16 protein-coding genes are annotated in these 19,809 nt (G+C 66.4%); 5 read left to right on the top strand and 11 right to left on the bottom strand.

Going from position 1 to position 19,809, the window contains the following annotated elements:
- Window positions 1-2: 2 nt before the first annotated feature.
- From JNL31_RS10050 to JNL31_RS10005, 10 genes are all read right to left on the bottom strand, one after another.
- On the bottom strand, window positions 3-1,061 hold the full coding sequence (locus tag JNL31_RS10050) for a LysM peptidoglycan-binding domain-containing protein (RefSeq protein ID WP_294972882.1): 1,059 nt from the start codon (window positions 1,059-1,061) through the stop codon (window positions 3-5).
- Window positions 1,062-1,491: 430 nt separating this feature from the next.
- On the bottom strand, window positions 1,492-2,604 hold the full coding sequence (locus tag JNL31_RS10045) for a transporter substrate-binding domain-containing protein (RefSeq protein ID WP_294972854.1): 1,113 nt from the start codon (window positions 2,602-2,604) through the stop codon (window positions 1,492-1,494).
- A 291-nt stretch (window positions 2,605-2,895) separates the two neighbouring features.
- Entirely contained in the window at window positions 2,896-5,010 is a 2,115-nt protein-coding gene (locus JNL31_RS10040; RefSeq protein ID WP_294972853.1) for a serine/threonine-protein kinase, read from the bottom strand.
- Between the two features lie 325 nt (window positions 5,011-5,335).
- Window positions 5,336-6,604 carry an amidohydrolase family protein gene (locus tag JNL31_RS10035; protein WP_294972851.1) on the bottom strand — a complete coding sequence of 423 codons (1,269 nt, stop codon included), beginning with the start codon at window positions 6,602-6,604 and terminating at the stop codon, window positions 5,336-5,338.
- Window positions 6,605-7,549 carry an ABC transporter permease gene (locus tag JNL31_RS10030; RefSeq protein ID WP_294972849.1) on the bottom strand — a complete coding sequence of 315 codons (945 nt, stop codon included), beginning with the start codon at window positions 7,547-7,549 and terminating at the stop codon, window positions 6,605-6,607.
- On the bottom strand, window positions 7,546-8,589 hold the full coding sequence (locus JNL31_RS10025) for an ABC transporter permease (RefSeq protein ID WP_294972848.1): 1,044 nt from the start codon (window positions 8,587-8,589) through the stop codon (window positions 7,546-7,548). Before JNL31_RS10025 ends, JNL31_RS10030 begins: the two co-directional genes overlap by 4 nt.
- A complete protein-coding gene (locus JNL31_RS10020; protein WP_294972847.1) occupies window positions 8,579-10,126 on the bottom strand; it encodes an ABC transporter ATP-binding protein in 1,548 nt (515 codons plus the stop codon). Before JNL31_RS10020 ends, JNL31_RS10025 begins: the two co-directional genes overlap by 11 nt.
- Window positions 10,123-11,136, bottom strand: coding sequence for a BMP family protein (locus tag JNL31_RS10015; RefSeq protein ID WP_294972845.1), 1,014 nt, complete (start codon window positions 11,134-11,136; stop codon window positions 10,123-10,125). Before JNL31_RS10015 ends, JNL31_RS10020 begins: the two co-directional genes overlap by 4 nt.
- A gap of 195 nt (window positions 11,137-11,331) precedes the next feature.
- Entirely contained in the window at window positions 11,332-12,564 is a 1,233-nt protein-coding gene (locus JNL31_RS10010; protein ID WP_294972844.1) for a Tm-1-like ATP-binding domain-containing protein, read from the bottom strand.
- On the bottom strand, window positions 12,561-14,045 hold the full coding sequence (locus JNL31_RS10005) for an aldehyde dehydrogenase family protein (RefSeq protein ID WP_294972842.1): 1,485 nt from the start codon (window positions 14,043-14,045) through the stop codon (window positions 12,561-12,563). The genes JNL31_RS10010 and JNL31_RS10005 overlap by 4 nt, the downstream gene beginning before the upstream one ends.
- Window positions 14,046-14,173: 128 nt before the next feature.
- Here JNL31_RS10005 and JNL31_RS10000 point away from each other — a divergent pair, with 128 nt between their 5' ends.
- The 5 genes from JNL31_RS10000 to JNL31_RS09980 all read left to right on the top strand — a co-directional run bounded on the left by JNL31_RS10000 (window position 14,174) and on the right by JNL31_RS09980 (window position 19,010).
- A complete protein-coding gene (locus JNL31_RS10000; RefSeq protein ID WP_294972841.1) occupies window positions 14,174-14,914 on the top strand; it encodes an IclR family transcriptional regulator in 741 nt (246 codons plus the stop codon).
- A complete protein-coding gene (locus JNL31_RS09995; protein WP_294972840.1) occupies window positions 14,911-16,263 on the top strand; it encodes an aminotransferase class III-fold pyridoxal phosphate-dependent enzyme in 1,353 nt (450 codons plus the stop codon). The genes JNL31_RS10000 and JNL31_RS09995 overlap by 4 nt, the downstream gene beginning before the upstream one ends.
- 7 nt (window positions 16,264-16,270) lie before the next feature.
- The gene (locus JNL31_RS09990) at window positions 16,271-17,377 is read left to right on the top strand and encodes a class II histone deacetylase (RefSeq protein WP_294972839.1); all 1,107 of its coding nucleotides are present in this window, start codon (window positions 16,271-16,273) and stop codon (window positions 17,375-17,377) included.
- Window positions 17,378-17,380: 3 nt separating this feature from the next.
- Window positions 17,381-18,235 (top strand): MBL fold metallo-hydrolase, encoded by an 855-nt coding sequence (locus JNL31_RS09985; RefSeq protein WP_294972837.1) that lies wholly within the window; start codon window positions 17,381-17,383, stop codon window positions 18,233-18,235.
- Window positions 18,236-18,344: 109 nt separating this feature from the next.
- Entirely contained in the window at window positions 18,345-19,010 is a 666-nt protein-coding gene (locus tag JNL31_RS09980) for a GntR family transcriptional regulator (RefSeq protein ID WP_294972836.1), read from the top strand.
- Between the two features lie 29 nt (window positions 19,011-19,039).
- Here the strand turns inward: JNL31_RS09980 and JNL31_RS09975 are convergent, their stop codons facing one another.
- On the bottom strand, window positions 19,040-19,753 hold the full coding sequence (locus JNL31_RS09975; RefSeq protein ID WP_294972834.1) for a type 1 glutamine amidotransferase: 714 nt from the start codon (window positions 19,751-19,753) through the stop codon (window positions 19,040-19,042).
- Window positions 19,754-19,809 lie beyond the last annotated feature (56 nt).

The raw sequence follows: 19,809 nt of genomic DNA, 5'->3' as shown, positions 1-19,809 counted from the left end.
GGTTACGGCTTCAGCTTGTTGTATTCTTCCAGTCCCGTAGCGACGATGTCGTACCATTCGCCGGATTCCCGCATCTCGGTGATGCCGCGGTTCAGCATGGCGATGTAGACCCGGCCGCGCGGATTGCTCTTGGCGGTCAGGAAGTGGTACGAAATGAAGGTCGCAATTGCCGGGTTGGTCACAACCTTGTCCGTGACGCCAAGTTCCTTGAAGTTGGCGACCGAGGTTTCGGTTTCGATCGAATAGATGTCGACTTCGCCCTTCATCAAGAGGTTGGCGCAGTCCAGGGGGTCTTTCGGCTGGACATATTCCACGACCGGGGGCGTCAGGCCCTGAACTTCAAGGTCGCCAAGCGGCCAGGCTTCCGGACGGCAGATCTTCGCGCCGGCGTATTCGTCGAACGACCGGGCGTTGGCATACTTGCTGTCGGGAAGCGTGTTGAAAGTATAGGCCGCCTCGTAGATCGGCAGCGAGAAATCGAACTCGGTGCACATCCGGGCCGAGAATTCGCCCAGCATGTCAAGCTTCGAGCAATCCGGCGCTTCCCAGGCGATCGACACGTCGAAAGCGCCCGAGGGCAGGAGGGTGTCGATATGCGACATCCAGTCGTCGACATAGGCAACGGTGTAGTCCCGGTCGTTGCCGCCACGCTGCATCGCGGTTGCGGCCATCCGGACGAAGATACCACCGCCGTTGAGCGATTCGTCGGTGAAAGGCATCCAGTTGTTCGAGGTCACGAACTTCAGGGGGGGTTCGTAGACATTCGACTTCGGCTTGCTCGTCTCCTGCTTCTGGGTCTCGCTCTCGATCACCGAGCTGAGGTCCTGGTCGGGGGTCAGACGGCCGTCGGCGCAGGGAAGGATCAGTTGCAGGCCAGCCGGCAGGCTGTTGGGATTGGCGGCCAGCGCATCGCGGTTCGCGTTGAAGATGTTCTGGTAGTCGAAGGTGCCATAGGCGGCCTGGGCGATGGAGCCGAGCGTATCGCCATCCTTGACAGTGTAGGTTGTGCAAGCTTCCTGGGCTGCCGCGAGGACGGGCAGCGAAATCATCGCGGCCGTCACAACGGTCAACCGGTGCAAATATGATGCGGTTCTCATGAGGCGCAATTCCTTTTGAAGGCCGTTAGATCCTGCATGAACGAGCAGATACCGAAACAATATTACCGATGATGCACCATATGGTTGTATAGATGGCACGATTATGGCGATCCGATGGTCATTCGGCGCGAGGCCGGGATTGATGCCAATCGTGATCGCCGGACCTCGGATGGATCGGGTTCGGCCGACAATTCCGGTCTCAATCGGCGGCCGATCCGGGGTTGATTGCTGAGTCCGGCCCTGTGATCCTTCTTTCGAACGGGACCGCCAGAGCGCCGGAAGCACGGGATACAGGCCCGAAACGCCGCATTGTGCCGGAAATTCTGTTTCCGTTCCTGAAACACAATGCAATGCCGTGCATCGCCCGGCAACGTGGCCGGTCAAGGCTGGCGCTTCACTGTTTCTGGCTGTTCTGCGCCAAGGCTGACGAGACGATTTCGTACCACTCGCCGGATTCGTACATCTCGATCAGCCCGCTATCGAGCTGCCCGATCATGTCGACCGCGCGCTGGTTCGACTTGTGGGCGATGACGTGCAGGCTGAGCAGCGTCATCAGGTGGGGGTTCTGTTCGACCCTGGCCGTCAGCCCCAGCTTGGCCAGGGCGGAATCCCCCACTTCGGCGTCGATCGACACCAGGTCGACCTCACCTGCCGACAGGGCCCGGAAGCAGTCGATCGCATCTGTCGGCCGGGTCAACGTGATGGTCGCCGCCGTCAGCCCCGCGGCATCGAGGACTCCCGTGGTGTAGCCCTCCGGGCGGCAGATGCGCTTGCCTTCGAAGTCGGCATACTTCGTGACGCTGCCCAGCCCGCTGTCGCGCATCGCGAAGAAGCCGTCGACGATTTCGTAGAACGGGCCCGAGAAGACAAACTCGTTGCAGCGGGTCTGGTCGCCGGGCGACAGCGTCTCGGGCGCCTCGCAGTTTGGCCGAATCCAGGGAAAGCTCAGGTCATAGGCGCCCGAGGGCAAGAGCGCGTCGATATGCGCCTCCCAGTCGTTGATGAAGGTCAGGTTGTAGGCAATGCCGGGATCGGCGCGAAAGACGGCCATCTCCACCAGTTGGGTCATCATCCCGCCCCCGGGCAGGGTTTCGTCGGCAAAGGGGGCATAGCCGTTGCCAGTGACGAAGCTGATCGGCTTCACCGCGGGAGCGGCAGGTTCGACCGCCGCGGTTTCGGATGCGGCAGCGACGGGCGTCGCAGTCGTCGGCTCCGGTGCCTCGGCCGGGGTTGCTGTCGCGACCTCGGTCGTGGTGGCATTCGGATCGCAGGGGATGGTCAGCTTGGTCCCGATTTCGATCAGATCGGCCTTCTCGCCGATCTCGGCCACGTTCGCATCATAGATCACCCGGTACATGTCGGCGTCACCATAGGCGGCGCGGGCGATGTAGCGCAGGTTGTCGCCCGCCTGCACCGTGTAGGTCGAGCAGGCCTCCTGGGCCAGCGCCGCCGTCCCGGTCAGCAGCACGGCGATGCCGCCGAAGGTGAAGGTCCGCGAGAATGGCATCGTCTCTACTCCTTGGACCGGCGACCGACCAGGGCGTCCGGCACTGCGCCGTCAGGCCTGGCTGACCGGGGTCGATCTCTGTTGCGGCAAACCCGGCCCCTTCGGACTAGCTTGCGGTTCTTCCGATGCGGTCGACCGCCCGCGCAAGGGCGATGACCAGGGGATCAAGGGGCGTGGCCGGGCCGGTTGACGTGCTGTCCAAGGCAGGGATGTCTCCGGCAGCCAGGGTCCGCAAACGCGCTTCACCAGGGTAGTCGACAGTGTCCTTGCGGGCGATCTGCGTGGCCATGTCTACTGCTCTCCCTCCGGGATCAGTTGCATGTGTGCTTCGCCGACCTTGTTGTCACGGATGATGGAGAAGCCGGTCGCGACCGTGCCCGCGGCGATCAGGTCGGCAACGATGGTCTCCAGCGAGGTCGGGCCGTTCAGCGGTGTGGTGGTGGTCTTGTCGCGGAACAGGATGTCGCCCTGCCGCAGGGAGGTGAGCTCCGGTTGGGTCACGCCCGATACTTCGGTCCTCCAGACGCCGTCGATGACCGAGGCTCGGGTTTCCACCCCGTTCTCCAGGTTGACAAGCCGCACGGCAGTGACCGTCAGCAGGCCGGTCTTGCGCTGTTTCGATGCATCGGAATATTCGACGACAACGCGAGCCTTGCCATCCGGGTCGACGGCCATGGCGTTCATCACCGCGATGGTGATCGACCCGGCTGACTGGATCGGCGTGCCATTGACCGCATAGATCGCAACGCCCGGCGCCAACCAGTCGCCCGCCGCCTTGGCATCGATGTTCGGCGGAATCCGCGTCACCACGGCGACGCGCTTGCCGTCCTGCATCCGGTCGTCTGAGGCGAAAGGAATCTCGACATCCCAGGCCGCGAAGGCGATCTGGTTCGCTGCGGGCTTGCCGGCGGGCACGGCAACGGCTGCGGGGGCCGCAATCTCGGGCTTGGCCTCTGCCACGGCCACAGGCTCTGCCGCCGCAGCGACAGGCTCTGCCACGGCCACAGGCTCTGCCACTGCCGCAGGCTCTGCCGCCACGGCGGACGCCTGGTCCGGCGCCTTGGTCGTTTCCGTGGCAGCCGGTTCGGGCGCGGGCGGCGCCGGATCCTTGGCGACGGCGATCTCGGTGGTGCTGGCAGGTGCGGCCTGTTCCGTTGCCTTTGGCGCGACTTCGGCCGCGGCGACCGTGCTTTCCGCTGCGGGAACCGGCTTCTTGCCTCCGATCATCACATAGCCGACGCCGACGACCAGGAGCGCCACGGCAACCCCCGCGACCAGCTGTAGCGGGCTCTTCGCGCGGGAAACATCGACCGGGGCTGCCACGGCTTCGGGAATGCGCGTTGCCGCCTTGGCCAGTGGCGGTGGAGCCGGAACCTCGGCGGCGACATCGACAGAACGTTCATTCTGCCGAAAGTCGCTGACCAGCCGATGGACGGCATCGTCCACCCCGGCCGGGGCCGAGGTCGGCGCTGCGGCGTCAAGGTGGAACATCGCCAGCCAGTCGTGTGCCGATTGCAGGCGCTGCTTCGGGAGCGTGCTCATCGCGCGGTCGATCGCTTCCAGATACCCTTTCGGATAGCCGGGGAAGCGGCCGGTCAACGGCACATAGGGGTCGGGGCGGTCCTCGGCCAGCGCGGCAAGCCGGGCCTGGCCATTCACCGGAGCATCGCCGGAAATCAGGTGGTAGAGGGTGGCGCCAAGCGCATAGAGGTCGCTCCACGGGCCCTGTTCCGACCCGGCGATGTAGAATTCTTGCGGCGAGTAGCCATCCTTCACCACCCGCAAGGCCGACATCGCGCGATTGGTCTGCGAGGCCTTGTCCCGCGCGGCGCCGAAGTCGATCAGGATCGGCTCGCCCATCTTGTCGATCAGAACGTTGTCGGGCGAGATATCGCGGTGCAGCATGTCGTGGTCATGGATGTAGCCGACCGCGTTCAGCAACTTGTCGGTGATCCGGACGATGTGATCCGGCGCAAGGCGCGCGCCCTCGCCGTCGATGACCTGCTGCAGGTCCAGACCGTCGATGAAGTCGATGGCCATGTAGGCGGTGCCGTTGTCCTCGAAGACCTGGTGAACGGCGACGATGTTCGGATGCACGATCTTCGCAAGGTTCCGCGCCTCGCGCACGAACAGCTGGACGACCGACCGCAGTTCCGCCGTATGCGCACGCGACCGTGCCGCGACCATCACCTTCGAGCGGCGGCAGACCGAAGACGGGAAGCATTCCTTGATCACCACGTCGCGGTCGAGGCTGTCCTTGGCGAGATAGGTGATGCCGAAGCCGCCGCTGTTGAGATAGCGGGTGATCGTGTACTGGCCCTTGAGAAGCTTGGCGCCGGGTTGCAGCTCGTCGATCAGGTCGTCGGCCTCATCGGCCAACGGATCAACCGCCTTCTGCTGAGCCATGTCGTTCACCCTTCTCACAATGATGCACCACAGAAGGAACCCTGTCGTTCACGCCGGACGGGCGTTTGGCGGCCAGGTCGCAGCGCGGGATAAATCGTTCACACAAGCGCACCAATCCATTGCTTCCGTCATGGTTGTGGAACGGGGCGAAAATGGGGCGCTCAGGAGGAGATTTGAAGGATGGGCGGGCTCAACCGCTGAGCGAAAGCGCTGGCAGGGTAGGGGGTTCCAAGGGGATTCATCGGCCCACGACGGGCAACTGTCGCGTGGCGGGAATCAATCGCGAGGTGATCTGGCGGGCTCTGCGATTGTCCGCGTGTGGCGCTCAGCCCAGCCTGCGCCTGATGTTTGCGGGCCGCCCGGAAAGGTCCAGCCGGGCATCGTTGCGCTGTCGTTCGGCGACCACTCTTCCCTTCGACACCACCGCCAGCCGGTCGGGCCGCAACCGCAGCGCCTCGGTCGGGTTGTCCGCGTCCAGCACCACGAGGCTGGCCACACAGCCGGGCCGCAACCCGTAGTCCGGCAGGTTCATGATCTGTGCATTCGTTGCCGTGACCATCGTGAAGCACCGCGCCATTTCCGCCGGATGCGTCATCTGCGCGACATGCAGCCCCATGAAGGCCACATCCAGCATGTCCGCCGTCCCCAGCGAATACCAGGGGTCAAGCACGCAATCTTGCCCCCAGCCGACCGCGATGCCCATCGCCTGCATCTCCTTCACGCGCGTCAGTCCCCGGCGTTTGGGATAGCTGTCGTGGCGGCCCTGAAGGGTGATGTTGATCAAGGGATTGGGGATCGCGGTCATGCCGCTTTCCGCGATCAGGGGCAGCAGTTTGGAGACGTAATAGTTGTCCATCGAATGCATCGAGGTCAGGTGGCTCCCCGCCGCCCGCCCGCCGAGCCCATGCCGCGTCACCTCGCGCGCCATTGTTTCCACATGCCGCGACATCGGGTCATCCGTCTCGTCGCAATGCACGTCCCACATCAGCCCGCGCTCCGCCGCAATGCGGCCCAGGTCGCGCAGGGACTCCGCACCTTCCTCCATCGTGCGCTCGAAATGCGGGATGCCGCCGACGACATCCACCCCCATGTCCAAGGCTCGCAGAAGGTTCTCCCGCCCCGTCTTCGTGCGGTAGAGACCATCCTGCGGGAAGGCGACCAGTTGCAGGTCCAGATAGGGCGCTACCCGCCGCTTCACCTCCAGCATCGCCTCCACGCCGCGCAAATGGTCCGGCGTGGTGTCGACATGGGTGCGGATCGCCAGAAGCCCCATCGAAACCGCCCAGTCGCAGTAGCGGAGCGCGCGCTCAACCATCTCCTCGACCGTGGCGACTTCGCGCAACTCCCCCCAAAGGCTGATCCCCTCCAGCAGAGTGCCGGAGGCGTTCACCCGGGGCAGGCCATAGCTCAGCGTCGCGTCCATGTGGAAATGCGGGTCGACGAAGGGCGGGGACACCAGATCACCGCCCGCGTCGATCACCCGGCCCGCCTCGGCCTCCAGCCGCCCGACCGCCGCGATCCGGTCGCCCTGGATGCCGATGTCGGCCACCGTCCCGTCGGGCAGCGTCCCGCCCTTGACCAGAAGATCGAACATCTAACGTTCCCCCTTGTTGTAGGGCACCATCAGCGCCGCCGGCACCTCGGCGCGGCGCGACATCAGGATCAGCGCCAGGATCGACAGGATGAACGGGAGCGCCAGGAACAGCTGGTAGGGCAGGGCTGCGCCCAAGGGCGTCTGTTGCAGCCTGATCTGCAAGGCATCAAACGCCGCGAACAGGATCGCCCCCAGCACCGCCTTGCCCGGCCTCCACGCCCCGAACACCACCAGCGCGATGCAGATCCAGCCGCGTCCGTTGACCATCTCGAAGAAGAAGCTGGAGAAGGCCGAGAGGGTCAGGAACGCGCCCCCGACCGCCATCAGGCCGGAACCTGCGATCACCGCCCCCATCCGCAATCCCGTCACCGACAGTCCCTGCGCCTCGACCGCCGCCGGGTTTTCCCCCACCGCCCGGACCGCAAGTCCCAGCGGCGTGCGGTAAAGCATGAAGGCCACCAGCCCCGCCATCGCGAAGGCCGCCCAGGTCAGCGCGGTCTGCGACAGGGCCTCTCCCAGCCACGGCAGGTCGGACAACCCCGGCACATGCAGCGGCTGGAACGGCGCGATCTTCGGCGGGCTGGTCACTTCCGGCAGCATCAGCCGATAGGCGAACGACGCCGAGGAGGTGGCCAGCAGCGTCACCCCCAGCCCGACCACATGCTGCGACAAGCCGAAGGGCACCGTGAGGGTGGAGTGCAGGAGGCCGAACAGCATCCCCGCCGCCATCGCCACCGCAACCCCGCCCCAGAGCGGCAGCCCCTGGTAGACCGCCATCCAGCCCGCAAAGGCACCGATGACCATGATCCCCTCGATCCCCAGGTTCAGCACGCCCGCGCGCTCGCAGATCAGTTCCCCCATCGTCGCCAGGATCAGCGGCGAGGCGATGCGGATCACCGCCGCCCAGAAGCTTGCCGAAATCAGGATGTCGACCACCGCGTTCATCCCCGCACCACCCGGACGCGGGTCAAGAGGATCGCCAGCACCATGAACAGAAGCGCGGTCGCCATCAGCATGTCGGCGATATAGGTCGGCACCCCGGCAGCCCGGCTCATCGCGTCGGAGCCCACGAAGATGCCCGCGACGAAGATCGCCGTCAGGATCACCCCCAGCGGATGCAGCAGCGCCAGCATCGCGACGATGATCCCGGTATAGCCGAATCCGGGCGACAGGTCCGACGACAGATGCCCCTTCAGCCCCGCCACCTCCGACCACCCGGCAAGCGCCGCCAAGCCACCTGACAGCAGAGCCGTCTTCACCAGCACCGCGTTGACCGGCATCCCCGCGAACCGTGCCGCCTCGGGGTTCTGGCCCACCGCCCGGATCTCGAAGCCCAGCGTCGTGCGCGTCTGGATCACCCAGACGACCACCGCCGCAAGGATCGCCAGCGCGAAGCCCCAGTGCAGCCGCAAGCCCTCGACGATGCGGGGCAGGCGGGCCTCGGGGATCAGCGGGGTGGACTTCGGCCAGCCCATGCCACCTGGATCCTTCATCGGGCCTTCCAGCAGGTAGCTGACGAACAACAGCATGATGAAGTTCAGAAGCAGCGTGGTGACGACCTCATCCACTCCGAGGCGCGTCTTCAAGAGGACAGGCCCCAGAAGCAGAAGCGCGCCCGCCAGCATCGCTACCGCTGCTGAAACCGGCAGAACCAGCGGACTCCCCAGCGCCCCGGTCCCCAGCACCACCGCGACGATGGCCCCCGCGTAAAGCTGCGCTTCGGCCCCGATGTTCCAGAGCTTCGCCCGGAAAGCGACCGCCACCGCAAGCCCGGTGAAGATCAGCGGCGTCGCCCGGTTCAGCGTCTCCAGAATGGCGAGCTTCGACCCCAGCGCCCCCGTGGCGATCTGGCCCAGCACGGCAAGGGGGTTGGCCCCCGCAACCAGCGCCAGTGCCATCGCCACGCCCATCGTCAAGACCAGCGCCAGGGCGGGCAATCCCAGCCGCCGCACGGCCGACGGGTTCGCAATCGCTTCAAGCCGCATCGCGGTCCCCGAACTTCTGCCCCGCCATCCACAGGCCCAGCTCCGCCGCCGTCATCGTGCCGCGCGCGAATCCGGGGGACAGGCGGCCTTGAGACATGACGTGAATGACATCCGACAAGCCCATGATTTCATCCAGGTCTTCCGAGATCAGCAGAACGGACGAGCCTCGGTCCCGCGCCGCGATCAGCTGGCTTTGAACATAGGCAATCGCTCCCACGTCAAGGCCCCGTACCGGCTGGTTGGCGAGGATGATTTCCGGTCCCCCCGTCTCCGGACCACCCGCCATGGCCCGCCCGAGGATCAGCTTCTGCATGTTCCCGCCCGACAGAAGCCGGATACGCGTTTCCGGCCCCGGACAGCGCACGTCGTAACCGGCGATGATGGTCTCGGCAAACTCCCGAGCCGCGCGCCAGTTCATCCAGCCGCGCCGCGAGAACCGGCTGCGGTAGGCCTCCAGCACCGCATTCTCGGTCAGGTCAAAATCGGCGATGGAGCCCTGATGATGCCGGTCCTCCGGTATCCGTGCCACGCCCCGCGCCAAGGCCTCGCCCGGCGACCAGCCGGTGACGGGGGCGTTCTTCAGCAGGATCGTGCCCTCTGCGGGCAGGGCCAGCCCGCCGATGATCTCGGCCAGCGCCGCCTGCCCGTTGCCCGAAACCCCGGCCAGGCCGGTGATCTGCCCGGCTCGCAGGTCCAGCGTCACCTTCTTCAGCCCCGGCGCCGCGCCCCGGTCCGGCGTCGAAACGCTGTCCAACTTCATCAGCACCGCCCCCGGCGCCCGCGCCTCGGCCCGGGGCAGGGACAGCTCTCCCCCCACCATCAGCGCGGCGAGCGCGCCCTTGTCGGTGGCATGGGTGTCAACCTCGCCCACCACGCGGCCATGGCGCAGCACGACGCAACGGTCGGCAATCGCCATCACCTCGTGCAGTTTGTGGCTGATGAAGATCACCGACAGCCCCAATGCCGTCGCCTTGCGCAGGGTGGCGAACAGCGCCTCCGACTCCTGCGGCGTCAGCACCGCCGTCGGCTCGTCGAGGATCAGGATGCGCGCGTCACGGTAGAGCGCCTTCAGGATTTCCACCCGCTGCCGCTCGCCAACCGACAGGCGGCCCACCTTGGCATCGGGATGCACCGCAAGGCCAAAGTCGCGCGACAGCCGCTCCACCTTCGCCCGCGCGCCGCCGTGCCCGCGCGACCACAGGCCCTCCGTCCCAAGCCGGATGTTCTCCAGCACCGTCAGGTTGCCCGCCAGGGTGAAATGCTGGTGCACCATCCCCACGCCCGCCTGCAACGCCGCACGCGGATTGCCGGGGGGCAGGGGCTGGCCGAAAGCCTCCACGCTGCCTTCGTCGGCCACATAGTGACCGAACAGGATATTCATCAGCGTGGTCTTTCCCGCGCCATTCTCGCCCAGCAAAGCCACGACTTCGCCGCGCCGCAGGGTCAGGCTGACCGCATCATTCGCCGTCAGTGCCCCGAAGCGCTTGGTGATACGGTCGAGGCGGAGGACAACCTCCGCCCCCTTACCCTCGCTCACGACGATTTCGGCTCGGTATCGTCGATGGCCACGGTGAAGCTGCCGTCCTTGATCGCGGCCTCCTTCTCGGCGACCTTGGCCATGACCTCCGCCGGAACCTTGCCCTCGAACGTGCCCAGCGGCGCCAGCGAACAGCCGCCCGCATTCATGAAGGAATAAGTGCCGTAGTTGTCCGCCTTGAAGGTCCCGCCCTGGATCGCCGCCACCGCCGCGTTCAGCGTGGGTTCAAAGTGCCACAGCGCCGAGGTGACGACCGTCTCCGGGTAATCCCCCTGCGTGTCGATCACGTTGCCGATCGCCAGCACCCCGCGCTCCTTCGCGGCATCCGAGACACCGAAGCGTTCCGCATACATCAGGTCCGCCCCGCCATCGATCATCGCGAAGGCGGTTTCCTTGGCTTTCGGCGGGTCGAACCACGAGCCGATGAAGCTGACCTGGAACTTCGCATCCGCCTTCACCTCGCGCACCCCGGCCATGAAGGCGTTCATCAGCCGGTTGACTTCCGGAATCGGGAAGCCGCCAACCATGCCGATATTGCCCTTGGTCATGCCGCCCGCGACGATGCCCGACAGATAGGCCGCGTCCTGGATGTAGTTGTCGAAGACCGACAGGTTCGGGTTCGCCGCCGCATCCGGCATGAAGCTCGACCCCAGAAGAAAGGCCACGTCCGGGTATTCCGCGCAGACCTCGCGCGCCTCGGCTTCCGCCCCGAAGATCTCACCGACGATCAGCTTGACCCCGGCCTCGCAATATTCGCGCATCACGCGGGGGTAGTCGGTGTTCGCCACGTTCTCGGTGAAGCTATAGTCCACCGTCCCCGCCGCCTTCAGCGCCTCGGCGGCGATGTGGATGCGGCTGACCCATTGCTGTTCGACCGGCACCGTGTAGATGCCCGCCATCTTCAGCGGCTCCTGCGCCATAAGCCCGCGCGGCAGGTTCGCCGCAACCAGCGCGGCGGCCCCGCCCAGAAGCAGGCCGCGACGCGAGATCGTGAATGTCCTGATGGTCATGTGACTGCCTATCCCTGTTGGTGTTGGTCGTCTGATTTTTACCAAAAGGTAAAACTCATTGCCGATTCGATACAAGCAACAGTTTGCGCCCGCCCGGTCGAGCGAAGCTGGCCGGGAAAGGTCAAACGGAAATGCCAAAAATCAATGCGCGTCAAAGCTTTGTCGGCATGTTTGAAAGTGGTTTGTGAACTCGGCTCAAGCCCTCTGCAACCGGTCCTCGGCGATCCAGCCGTCCACCACCGCCAGCGCAGCCTCGCTGAAGGCCGGGTCGTTGATATGGGCGTCCAGCTCGACCAGCCGCACGTTCGACGGACAGGCCGCGCGGACCTCGGCCACGAAAGCCGCCAGCCCCTCGGGGTCGCACAGGGGACCACCGTCCCGGTCCCACTCGTTGCCGCCCCGCACCGGCAGCAGGAACACCACTTCGCCCTTGGCCGCCGCGAGCTTCCCCATGATCGCCCGCGCCACGCGGCGCCGCCCCTCGACATCCAGCACGACGGACGACAAGAGCCGGTTGTGCGCGTGCCCCGGCAGCCCTTCCAGATGCGGAGGGACCGGGTGCCAGCCCACCAGATCGACCAGGTCATAGCAGCCGATCGACACGATCTGCGGCACGCCCTTCGCCCCGGCGCTGGTCATCCGGTCCGGCCCCGCGGTGATCGCCGAGCCGAAGAGGTGGTTCCCCACCTCCTGCGGCGCGAAATCCAGCACGGCGGCAAAGGCCCCCTCGGCGGCCAGCGATTCGAAGGCCCGGCCCCCCATCCCCGTCGCATGGAACACCGCCACCTCGAACCCCCGCGCCTCCAGCGCCGGTTTCAGGCCGACCATGTAGCGCAGGACCGTCTTGCCGAAGCTGGTCATCCCGATCAGGGGCCGATCCCGCTGTGGCAGCTCCACCGCCCGCGCCGCCCCCAGCACCGCCCCGGCGGCCTGCGACAGCGAGGCCTTGCAGATCGAGTTCAGCCCGTAGAGCCCCCCGGCCCAGAGGATCATCTGGATATCCGCAGGCAGCCGCTCCGGCGGCAGCATGGGCGAGAAGCTGACGGTCGAGACGACATATTTCGGCACGCCCAGGGGCAGGGCCGAACACAGGTCCAGTGCCAGGTCCGTCCCCATTGTGCCGCCCAGCACGATCACGCCCTGTATGCGACCCTCGGCATGCAGTTTCGCGGCCAGCCGCGCCGAGCCGGTCGCCATGACCTGCATCGCGGTATTCTCGTCCTCCGCCGCAATCGCCGCTGCGATCGACGAACCCGCCGCCTCGGCCACCTGATGCTTGGACATGTCGGTGGGCTTGGACGGATCGCCCAGCACGGACACATCCATCGTCAGCACCCGCCCGCCCTGCCCAAGGATCACGTCGCGCATGTAGCCCAGCTCGGCGTCCTTGGTGTCCCAGGTGCCGGCGACAAGGATGGTGGGGGTCATAGCTGGATCCACGCGGTCTTGAGGTCGGTATATTTCTCTAGCGCGTGCAGGGACTTGTCGGCCCCGTTGCCGGATTGCTTCATGCCGGACAGGGGCACCGTCACATCCGCCCCGCCATAGGTGTTCACATGCACCACGCCCGACCTTATGCCCCGCACCATCCGGTGCGCGCGGGACAGGTTTGCCGTCCAGACCCCCGCCGCCAGCCCGAAGTCGGAGGCATTGGCCAGCCGCAGCGCCTCTGCCTCGTCGGTGAAGGGCGTGACTGCCAGCACCGGCCCGAAGACCTCTTCGCGGTACAGCCGATGTTCGGGCCTGACCCCCGTCACGATGGTCGGGTCCATGTAGTAGCCGCCGGTCTCCTCTAGCGCCCGTTTGCCGCCGGTGACGATCTCGCCGCCCTCGCGGGTGGCATCGGCGACAAAGCCGAGGTTGCCCTCCAGCTGGGTCAGCGAGTTCACCGCCCCGACCTGCGTCTCCAGCCGCAAGGGGTTCCCCACCGCCATCTTCTTCGTCGCTGTTGCGAGTTCCGCAACGAATGCATCATGCACCGAGGCCTCGACCAGCAACCGCGAGCCCGCGACGCAGACCTGCCCGGCATTGCGGAAGATCGCCGTTGCCGCCGCTTTCGCCGCCGCCGACAGGTCCGGCGCATCGGCGAAGACCACGTTCGGGGACTTGCCGCCAAGTTCCAGATAGCAGCGCTTCAGGTTCGACTGTGCCGAATACTGCAACAACCGCCGCCCGGTCGCGCCCGACCCGGTGAAGACCAGCACATCCACATCCGGCGCCAAGGCCAGCGCCTCGCCCGTCACCCGGCCCGGCCCCGTCACCACGTTGAACACGCCGGGCGGCACCCCCGCCTCCAGCGCCAGGGCGGCCAGCCGCAACAGCGACAGCGAGGCGGTCTCGGCCGGTTTCAGCACCACCGAATTGCCGGTCGCCAGGGCGGGGGCGATCTTCCAGGCCCCGATCATCAGCGGGAAGTTCCATGGGACAATCGCGCCCACCACCCCCACCGGTTCGCGGTGGATCAGGCCAAGCACGTTCGGCGCGGTCGGCGCGACCTCGCCGTAAATCTTGTCGATCGCCTCGGCATAGTAGCGGAAGGTGCCCGCAGCACTTCCCGGCTCGGCCTTCAGCGCCATGGCAATCTCGGTCCCGTTGTCGCGCACGCCCAGCACCGCCAGCTCGGTGGCGTGCTTCTCGATCAGGTCGGCCAACCGGTGCAGCACCGCCTTCCGGCCCGCAGGCGCCATGCGGGACCAGCGCCCGTCCTCGAAGGCTGCCCGGGCAGAGGCGCAGGCGCGGGCCACATCGTTCGGCCCCGCCGCAGCAAGGGTGGTCAACTGCCGCCCGTCGATCGGTGACAGGACTGCCGTCTCGCCTGCGCCATCGACCCACTGTCCCCCGATCAACAGCTTGCCCGCTGCGACCGGGGCCGCGGCCAGCCGGTCGATCATTGCCTGATCCAGTGCCATGTCCTCTCCCTAAATCGGTTCAATATTTGAACCATCGGTTTAAAAATAGATTGACAGCGACCGCCCCCATCTGTCAACAAAAATGCCAGGGAAGACGCATCTCTCGCGGGAAGGAGCCGGATCAGACGATGGGAACGGTCGGCAAGGCACTGGACCTTCTGGACCTTTTCACCAAGGCCCAGCCGCAACACGGCCTGTCGCATCTGGCGCGATCCTCCGGCCTCAACAAGGCCACCTGCCATCGCCTCTTGACCGAACTCGAATCGCGCGGGCTGCTGGAACAGACCGGCCCGGCCCGCGAATACCGGCTTGGTCCCGCCGTGCTGCGCCTGTCCGCCCTGCGCGAAGCTGCCGTTCCGACCCGCGAAGCCGCTATGCCCATCCTGCGCCGTCTGGCCGAAGCCACCGGCGAAACGGCGCATCTCTCGCATATCGTCGCCGGTCGCCTGCAAACCCTCGCCTTCGCCTATGCCTCGCGCCAGGGCGTCCGGGTGATGATGGAAGACGCCGATTTCCTGCCCTTCCACGCCACCGCCTCCGGGGCCGCTGTGCTGGCGCATCTTGCCGATGCCGAACCCCTCATCGCCGCCGCCCCCAACGCCGACACCCTGCGCGCCCGCATTGTGGAGGCCCGCGCCAAGGGCTACGCCGAAACCCTCTCGACCTTCGAGAAGGACGTGAACAGCTTCGCCGTGCCGCTGTTCGATGCGACCGGCACCTGCACCGGCGCGCTCGCCGTCGCCGCCGCCGCGCCCCGGATGACCCCCGACCTGCACGCCACCATCACCACCGCCCTCATCGCCGCCGGGGCCGAGATCACCGCCCTCTGGGGCGGCCAGCCCCCCATCCGCACAGGAGCCCCCACATGAAAGACGCCAACTTCTTGAAAGCCCACAACGCCCGCTCGCTTTGGCACCCGATGACCGCGCCGTCGGACAGCCTGAAGAACCCGCCCGCGATCATCACCGGCGCCCATGGCACCCGGATCGTCGACATCGACGGGCATGAGGTGGTGGATGGCGTCGGCGGCCTCTGGAACGTCAACCTCGGCTATTCCTGCCAGCCGGTGAAGGACGCCATCGCCGCCCAGCTCGACGCGCTGCCCTACTATTCCATCTTCCGCGGCACCTCGAACGACAAGGTGATCGAGCTGGCCGAGGAACTTCGCGCCTTCTTCGAACCCGACGGCCTGACCCGCGCCTTCTACACCAGCGGAGGCAGCGACAGCGTCGAAACCGCACTCCGCCTGTCCCGCCAGTACCACAAGATCAAGGGCGAACCGGCCCGCACCAAGTTCCTGTCGCTCAAGAAGGGCTACCACGGCACCCACATGGGCGGGGCATCCGTGAACGGCAACGCCAACTTCCGCACCGCCTATGAGCCGCTCCTGCCCGGCTGCTTCCACATCCCCGCCCCCTACACCTACCGCAACCCCTTCAACGAATCCGACCCCGCCAAACTGGCGCAACTCTGCCTGCAGGCGCTGGAAGACGAGATCGCCTTCCAGGGCGCCGCCACCATCGCCGCCTTCATCATGGAGCCGATCCTCGGCGCGGGCGGCGTCATCCCCCCGCATCCGACCTTCATGCCCGGCGTCGAGGCGATCTGCCGCAAGCACGGCATCCTCCTCATCGCCGACGAGGTGATCACTGCCTTCGGCCGCACCGGCGCCTGGACCGGCAGCCGTCTCTGGGGCGTGAAGCCCGACTTCGCCTGCACCGCGAAGGCCATCACCAACGGCTACTTCCCCTTCGGCGCGGTGATGATCGCCGAAGGCGTGGCGCAGGTCTTCGAATCGGATGCCACCGGCAAGGCCGCTATCGGCCACGGCTACACCTATTCCGGCCACCCGGTCGGCGCTGCCGCGGCACTCGCCTGCCTGGCCGAGACGAAGCGCCTGAACGTCCCCGTCAATGCCGCCGCACGTGGCACCCAGTTGCACCAGGGCCTCCTGCACCTCCAAACCCAGCACGCAGCCATCGGCGACGTCCGCGGCGGCCACGGCCTGATGTGCGCCATCGAGCTTGTCGCCGACCGCGCCTCGAAAAAGCCCGCCGACAAGGCGGTTCCGGCGAAGGTGCAGGAGGTGGCCTACCAGTCCGGCGCCATGGTCCGGGTGTCCGGCCCGAACATCATCCTCTCGCCGCCCTTGGTGGTGACGGAAGCCGACATCGCGACTATCCTTTCCGCGCTCGACTCAGGCTTCAAGGCGCTCTAGGCCCGCGATGACCACCGGCTTCGCATTCGACGAACGCACCCTCTGGCACACCACCGGCGAGGCGGCGCTGTTCCTGAAACCCGGCGGCTGGATCCAGCCTCCCGCCGGGGGCGGCCATGCCGAAAGCCCGGAAACCAAGCGCCGCTTCAAGAACCTTCTCGACGTCTCCGGCCTCTCCCGCCACCTCGCCGTCGAGACCGCGGCCGAAGCGACCGAGGAAGCCCTTCGCCGCATCCATCCCGCCAGCTACCTGACGGAATTCAAGCGTCTCTCCGACGCGGGCGGCGGGATGCTGGGCGAGGAATCGCCCTTTGGCCAGGGCAGCTACGACATCGCCGCCCTCTCCGCCGGCCTTGCCATCCATGTGATGGACAAGGTCCTGACCGGCCAGTGGCAGAACGGCTATTCCCTTTCCCGCCCGCCCGGCCACCACTGCCTGCCGGACACGCCGATGGGCTTCTGCCTCATGGCCAACATCCCCATCGCCATCGAGGAGATGAAGGCCCGCCACCAGATCGGCAAGGTCGCCGTCATCGACTGGGACGTCCACCACGGCAACGGCACGCAAGCCATCTTCTGGGACCGACCCGATGTCCTGACCATCTCGCTGCACCAGAACAATTGCTATCCGGTGAACTCCGGCTCCACGATCGAACGCGGGGCAGGGCGCGGCGAAGGCGCGAACATCAACGTGCCCCTCCTGCCTGGCGGCGGCCACCAAAGCTACCTCACCGCGATGGACCGCATCGTCCTGCCCGCCCTCCGGCGCTTCCAGCCCGAGCTGATCGTCGTCGCCTCGGGCCTCGACGCCAACGCGCTCGATCCGCTGGCCCGGATGCTGGCGCATTCCGACACCTACCGCGCGCTCACCCAACGCCTGATGCAGGCTGCCGATACCCTGAGCGGCGGCAGGCTGGTGATGGTCCACGAAGGCGGCTATTCCGAGGCCTATGTGCCGTTCTGCGGCCAGGCCATCGTGGAAACGCTGTCGGGACGGCAGACCCAGGTGATCGACCCCTTCCTCGATTTCCTGCAAGCCCAGCAACCGCCAACCGAGTTTGTCGCACTGGAAGACCGCCGTCTTGCCGAGATGGCAGAAAGCTACGGGTTGTAGAAGATGACCGATTTCGTGGCCCTCCTTGGCACCAAAGGCGGACCGGCGATCCGGCAGGGTTCGCCCATGCCGACCTCGTCGCTCCTGTCGCTCGCGGACCAATGGGCCGTGGTGGATTGCGGCCTGGGGGTGACAAAGGGCCTGGTCGATCAGGGCATCGCTCTCAAGGACCTGAGCCTCATCTTCATCACCCACCTGCACTCCGACCACTACCTCGAACTCGGGCCCCTGATCCACACGGCCTGGACGGCGGGCCTCAAGACCCCTGTCAAGGTCTGGGGACCATCGGGCCTGACGCGCTACTGGCAGGGGTTCCTCGCCTCCATGGAGGAGGACATTGCCACCCGCATCGAGGACGAGGGCCGCCCCGACCTCGCCGGACTGGTCAGCTTCGGGGTGATCGCGGCCAATGCGCCGATCCGCGAAGGTGGGATGACCGTGACCGCGCTGCCCTCGATCCATCCGCCGCTGACGGAAAGCTGGTCACTGTCCTTTCGCACGGGCGACCGACATGTCGTCTTCTCCGGCGACACCGCGCACAACCCCGCTCTGGCGGCCTTTGCCAAGGATGCCGACCTTCTGGTGCACGAGGCGATGCTGGCCGAAGGCCTCGCCGCCCTGCAGAAGCGGATCGGCAACGGTGACGACCGGCTGATGAAACACTGGCTGCGCGCGCATACCCTGGCCGAAGACGTGGCGCGCACGGCCCAGTCCGCAGGGGTCAGGGCGCTGGCGTTGCATCACCTGATCCCTTCGGACGACGCGGCCTTCGGTCCGGCCGACTGGCACCGCGCCTGCGCGCCGCACTGGTCAGGCCCGCTCTACATCGGCCATGACGGCAAGCGCATCTTTCTCTGACGCCTGTTTCTGCGATTTCGTCGTCGCGCCGTTAACCTCCCGCGCGGCGTGACGAAGCCATCGACGGGGACGCGTCGGCATGGCAGGGTCCGCCGCAAGGAGAAGCCTCATGTCCATCCCCTTCGCCGGTCCGCAAATCCCGGGCCTTGTCCAGCACATCCTCGACCGGATCGACCTTGGCCAGTTGAACCCCGGCGACCTTCTGGACGAAGCGGAACTGTCCGAGACGCACGGCGTCTCCCGCACCCCGGTGCGCGAGGCGATCCTTTACCTTGAAGCCCTCGGCCTCGTCCGTCGCCTGCCCCGCAAGGGGGCCGCGATCTTCCGGCCCACGCTTGAGGAGTTCCTCGCCATCCTCGAAGTCCATGCCAAGCTGGAAGGCCAGGCCGCCGGCCTCGCCGCCCGCCGCCTGTCCCGCCAGGGGGCCGAGGATCTGGAAGCGGCCGTCCGCGCCTGCGAGGCAAAGGCGACGCAAAGCCCCGCCAGCGACCCCGATGGCTATTACCAGCTGAACCTGCGCTTTCACGCCTGCGTCGCCATCGCCTCGGGAAATGGCGTGCTTTTGGAAAGCCTGAAGACCAACGCGCGGCGTCTCCTCGCCTATTACCGGGCGCGCTATCGGTTTCAGGGCGCGATCCCGCGGTCGGCGCAGGAACACCGCGCCATCGCAAAGCTGATCACCGACCGCGATTCCCAGGGCGCCGAGACACTGATGCAGTCGCATGTCCAGTTCGACCAGGTGACGGCAATGGACCTCCTCGCTGCGCTCTCTTGACGCAAGCTTGGGAACTTTCCAGGAAACTCTCAGGTTTGGCGCCGGTTCTGCTCAAAGAAGCGCGCGATCCACTCTGCGAAGCGCGGCCCCTCCGCCCCCAGCGCCAGCGAGACCCTGGCGCTCTCACCCACCGCCGCCGGAAAATGCGGGGCAAACTCGTCTACCAGCGCCGCCAGGAACTCCGGCGTCATCTCGGGGTGATACTGCGTTGCGAAGACCGTGTCTCCGATCCGGTAGGCAGCCGCCGGGCACCCCGGCGATTGCCCCACAACCACCGCCCCCGGCGGCAGCCCCGTCACCTGCTCGCCATGCGCCGCCGCCAGCCTGAAGGCCGCGACCGGCTCCATCCAGGGCGCTGGGGCCACAACCTCCGTCTCTGCCGTCCCCAGCACGAATCCGTCCGGATTCGGCCCTACATTTCCCCCCAGCGCCTTGGCAATCGCCTGATGCCCGAAGCAGGCCCCGACCAGCGGCACGCCAGAGGCAAAACCCTCGCGGATCAGCTCGAACAGCCGTTCGATCCAGGCATCCTCGTCATGCACCGAAGACGGGCTGCCTCCGATCAGCGCCCCGTCAAACTCTTGCAGCGTCGTCGGAAATTCTCCCTTCGGCAAATCGAAGGCCGTGATTGTCCACCCCGGCCGCACGGCCTGCATCAGTGTCCGGAACTTCTCCACATCCCGCGGATGGCGGGCCGCGAATTCGCTGTCATCCGTATTGGTCGCCAGCACCGCGATATGCATGAGATTTCCCTTTACATATTTAACATGTTCATCATTATACAAAGCAAGCCGCAGGG

This window comes from Tabrizicola sp. (assembly GCF_016792905.1).
Lineage (GTDB): Bacteria > Pseudomonadota > Alphaproteobacteria > Rhodobacterales > Rhodobacteraceae > Tabrizicola.
Note: the sequence above shows the minus strand (reverse complement) of the source record. Positions and strands in the feature narration are given on the sequence as shown.

Coding starts and splice junctions, on each gene's coding strand:
- JNL31_RS10045 (WP_294972854.1), bottom strand. CDS start 2,604: ATGCCATTCTCGCGGACCTTCACCTTCGGCGGCATCGCCGTGCTGCTG.
- JNL31_RS10040 (WP_294972853.1), bottom strand. CDS start 5,010: ATGGCTCAGCAGAAGGCGGTTGATCCGTTGGCCGATGAGGCCGACGAC.
- JNL31_RS10035 (WP_294972851.1), bottom strand. CDS start 6,604: ATGTTCGATCTTCTGGTCAAGGGCGGGACGCTGCCCGACGGGACGGTG.
- JNL31_RS10030 (WP_294972849.1), bottom strand. CDS start 7,549: ATGAACGCGGTGGTCGACATCCTGATTTCGGCAAGCTTCTGGGCGGCG.
- JNL31_RS10025 (WP_294972848.1), bottom strand. CDS start 8,589: ATGCGGCTTGAAGCGATTGCGAACCCGTCGGCCGTGCGGCGGCTGGGA.
- JNL31_RS10015 (WP_294972845.1), bottom strand. CDS start 11,136: ATGACCATCAGGACATTCACGATCTCGCGTCGCGGCCTGCTTCTGGGC.
- JNL31_RS10010 (WP_294972844.1), bottom strand. CDS start 12,564: ATGACCCCCACCATCCTTGTCGCCGGCACCTGGGACACCAAGGACGCC.
- JNL31_RS10005 (WP_294972842.1), bottom strand. CDS start 14,045: ATGGCACTGGATCAGGCAATGATCGACCGGCTGGCCGCGGCCCCGGTC.
- JNL31_RS10000 (WP_294972841.1), top strand. CDS start 14,174: ATGGGAACGGTCGGCAAGGCACTGGACCTTCTGGACCTTTTCACCAAG.
- JNL31_RS09995 (WP_294972840.1), top strand. CDS start 14,911: ATGAAAGACGCCAACTTCTTGAAAGCCCACAACGCCCGCTCGCTTTGG.
- JNL31_RS09990 (WP_294972839.1), top strand. CDS start 16,271: ATGACCACCGGCTTCGCATTCGACGAACGCACCCTCTGGCACACCACC.
- JNL31_RS09985 (WP_294972837.1), top strand. CDS start 17,381: ATGACCGATTTCGTGGCCCTCCTTGGCACCAAAGGCGGACCGGCGATC.
- JNL31_RS09980 (WP_294972836.1), top strand. CDS start 18,345: ATGTCCATCCCCTTCGCCGGTCCGCAAATCCCGGGCCTTGTCCAGCAC.
- JNL31_RS09975 (WP_294972834.1), bottom strand. CDS start 19,753: ATGCATATCGCGGTGCTGGCGACCAATACGGATGACAGCGAATTCGCG.